This is a genomic window from Aureibaculum marinum, assembly GCF_003813905.1.
GTDB lineage: Bacteria > Bacteroidota > Bacteroidia > Flavobacteriales > Flavobacteriaceae > Aureibaculum > Aureibaculum marinum.
In genome coordinates this window covers 1-2,840 of record NZ_RPFJ01000118.1, presented here as the reverse complement: position 1 = coordinate 2,840, position 2,840 = coordinate 1, and the positions used below count along the sequence as shown (strand labels likewise).

Here is a 2,840-nt window from a genome sequence, read left to right as displayed (position 1 = left end):
TAAAACAAGCCTTTGCCATTGCTAAATCAGGATTAATATATGATGATTCTTATAAAAGTACTTTAGTGAAAAATTAATGAGTTTTTACTTGTTTTTTACCACAGTACTTTGTTGTAGCCAGTTTTTTATCTGTCCCAACCATCAATCACGTAATTTTTTTCAGTCAGTTTTTTTTCAATTCCCGAACTGTCAGATTTAAACCATAATTCAAATCGAGTCGGATAGAAGTTGTCAAAAGTTCCTTCGTCAATTACTGTCCTCCCTTCATAGAATTTGTATTCGTTGCTCAATTCGGATATTTTATTTTTCGTTCGGTTACTTAATTTCCACTCTGATAATTGGATGTTTTTAGTCAATTCGTACGCTTTGATATATAATTCTCCTTTTTCACTTGGTTTATGCCACATATAAAAGTCATATCCAGAATATCCATTTCCAATTACTAATATTTTTTCTTGCTCAACTTTTAAATTTCTTAAAGAATCAATTTGTCTATTAGATAAATATAAAACTGGTTTCTCAAATTTCAGATTTTCAGGAATTTCTATATTATAAAATATTTCATCTCCTTTATTTTCATTTGCGATTTCAAAAAATAACCAAAATAAAAATCCAATTAATAATATTATTATTGAAGAAATTCCGATTAGTATTTTTTTAGTTAATGTCATTTCTCAAATTGGCTACAACGTCTCGTATAAGAAACGTAGGGCAGGTGATAAGCACTTTCGTTTCGGTTTATTACTTAGCTAAATATAAATATTTTGCTTTTATCTTTTCTACTATAAACGCCAAATTTTATGTTTAGCGGACTTAGTTAATATTCGCAGACCTTTCGGTTTAGCACAAACGCCCTATGTTTTTTATACAGTGTTGTGTGTAGTGCTTTACTCATCATATTCTTTTAAATGTCGAACAATATTTTTTTCAAAAAAATCTTTGATAGTTTTTGCTTGTAACATAATTTTTGGCGGGTTGTATTCGTGTGCAAATACTGAAATTGAGCCATTTTTAATATCGTACAATAATTTGTCTCCATCTCCATATTCCCAAAATTCTCCTAAAATCAAAAATTCTTTTTCCTTGTAAATAAACTTTTCTAAATATTCAAAATTTAATTCAATTCCTTCAAATTCGAATATTGAAATATGTCTAAATAAAGTTATTAATTGGCTTGTAAGCGATAAAGATAGTTCAGATTCAACGCTTTTTATTTGACTAATAATAACTCCTTTTTCAATGATGGTTGATTCATCATATGATTTAATTAGTTGATTATAAAATTTAGGGTATTCCTCTTTTAGATATCCAAATTTATTTTTCGCTATTTTACGTTTTTCTATTAATTTATCTTTTTCTTTTTTACAATATTCGTCAAATTCATTATTGTACGATTTTTCATAAATATCTGAAGTTGATATATCAATTTCTTTGGATTGCAACCATTTAATTACAGCGGTTTGTCCGTAAAAAGCATTTGCAATATCAGTATTGCTCTTCCGCGTTTTAATTTTAAGATAATTCAATTTTCCGCAAACAAGTTCAACATTTTTTTGATTCTGTTCAAACCAAAGAATCCATTCTTTTGCTGTCAATTTTCCTTCTGCTAATTCTTTGAATTTTTTATTTATTTCCTCAATCATAAATGGTTACGTTCAGTTTTTTTTGCATTACACACAACGGTTTTGGCTAGGCTTTGTGCGGGCTTGAAAATCGACAAGATTTTCGAACACGTACTAAGCCGAAGCTTTTTGTTTGGATTTGTTTTTTGTGGTTTCACAAAGCCAAATCAACAAGATTTGGCGACTTAGTAAATATACACAAAACTTTGAAGTTAGCACAAAACCCGTATGAAGTTTAGCCGGTGTTGGGGTACGTTTTTTTATTCAGGAAATTTGAAAGAATTTATCTACTATAATCCATCTGTCTACGTCTTTTTTAATTATAAAAATCACTTTTCTATCATCTTCATTTCCGTAATTAATTTGAGTAATTAAAAAACCATAATTTTTATCTTTATTAAATATGATTTTTGAGAATTTTATACAAGCTATTAGGTTTGAATTATTCTCTTTTTTCCATTCCCAAATTAAATTTTCAGGAGGATATTTAGAACTATAGTCAAATTTAAAAAGTTTAGAATGATTGAAACTTTTTAAGTCAATTTTATAATTCAAATTTATGTTTTCAAGGTTTCTATAAAATTTAATTTCTGATTTGTGTTCTTTTTCATATTTCCAAATTAAATCTCCTTCAGAATATTTATTTAATTTGATATTCATTTTTTCTCTAATAATTTGTGTTTCATTATCTGAAATTTCTTGAATGCTATCAACAATAAGTATTAATCTTTTATCACTCTTTTTAGGTATAGGTCTATCGGTAACATCTGCGTAATAATATGTCCCATCTTTTGCTTTAAATCTTTGAAAATAACCAGGGTTAGGAGGAGATGGTGGTGGAGGTGGTGGAATGATTTGTTTCAATATTTCGAAAAAAATGTCAGACATTATTTTCTTTTCTAAATCTATATTTTCATTAGAGTATTGAAAACTAGATAAAATTAAAAAAACTAAAATGTATAATGTCTTTCTCATTTTTTTAATGTACCCCAACGGTTTGTATAAGATTAGTGGCGTGTTTAAGTACCTAATTTAGTAAACAAATACTTGCCAGCGGAAAATACCGCAGGAATTTTCCAAGTAGGCTAGAACTAGCCATTAATTTTAGCATCTATGAAAAAGCAGCAGATTGCTTATCTTTAAAGTTCACCAAAACGATAAGATATGAAAACAGAATCTACTGCTCAACCAAAGTTATTCATTGGAATTGACATACAC

3 protein-coding genes are annotated in these 2,840 nt (G+C 27.9%); all 3 read right to left on the bottom strand.

Going from position 1 to position 2,840, the window contains the following annotated elements:
• Nucleotides 1–125: 125 nt before the first annotated feature.
• The 3 genes from EGM88_RS15675 to EGM88_RS15665 all read right to left on the bottom strand — a co-directional run bounded on the left by EGM88_RS15675 (nucleotide 126) and on the right by EGM88_RS15665 (nucleotide 2,597).
• Nucleotides 126–671, bottom strand: coding sequence for a hypothetical protein (locus tag EGM88_RS15675; protein WP_123899354.1), 546 nt, complete (start codon nucleotides 669–671; stop codon nucleotides 126–128).
• 216 nt (nucleotides 672–887) lie between these two features.
• Nucleotides 888–1,643, bottom strand: coding sequence for an SMI1/KNR4 family protein (locus EGM88_RS15670; protein ID WP_123899353.1), 756 nt, complete (start codon nucleotides 1,641–1,643; stop codon nucleotides 888–890).
• Between the two features lie 243 nt (nucleotides 1,644–1,886).
• Nucleotides 1,887–2,597, bottom strand: a complete 711-nt coding sequence (locus tag EGM88_RS15665) for a hypothetical protein (protein WP_123899352.1) — start codon at nucleotides 2,595–2,597, stop codon at nucleotides 1,887–1,889.
• Nucleotides 2,598–2,840: the final 243 nt, after the last annotated feature.

Excerpts from the sequence above, each read along its gene's own strand:
- EGM88_RS15675 (WP_123899354.1), bottom strand. The coding sequence starts at position 671 with ATGACATTAACTAAAAAAATACTAATCGGAATTTCTTCAATAATAATA.
- EGM88_RS15670 (WP_123899353.1), bottom strand. The coding sequence starts at position 1,643 with ATGATTGAGGAAATAAATAAAAAATTCAAAGAATTAGCAGAAGGAAAA.
- EGM88_RS15665 (WP_123899352.1), bottom strand. The coding sequence starts at position 2,597 with ATGAGAAAGACATTATACATTTTAGTTTTTTTAATTTTATCTAGTTTT.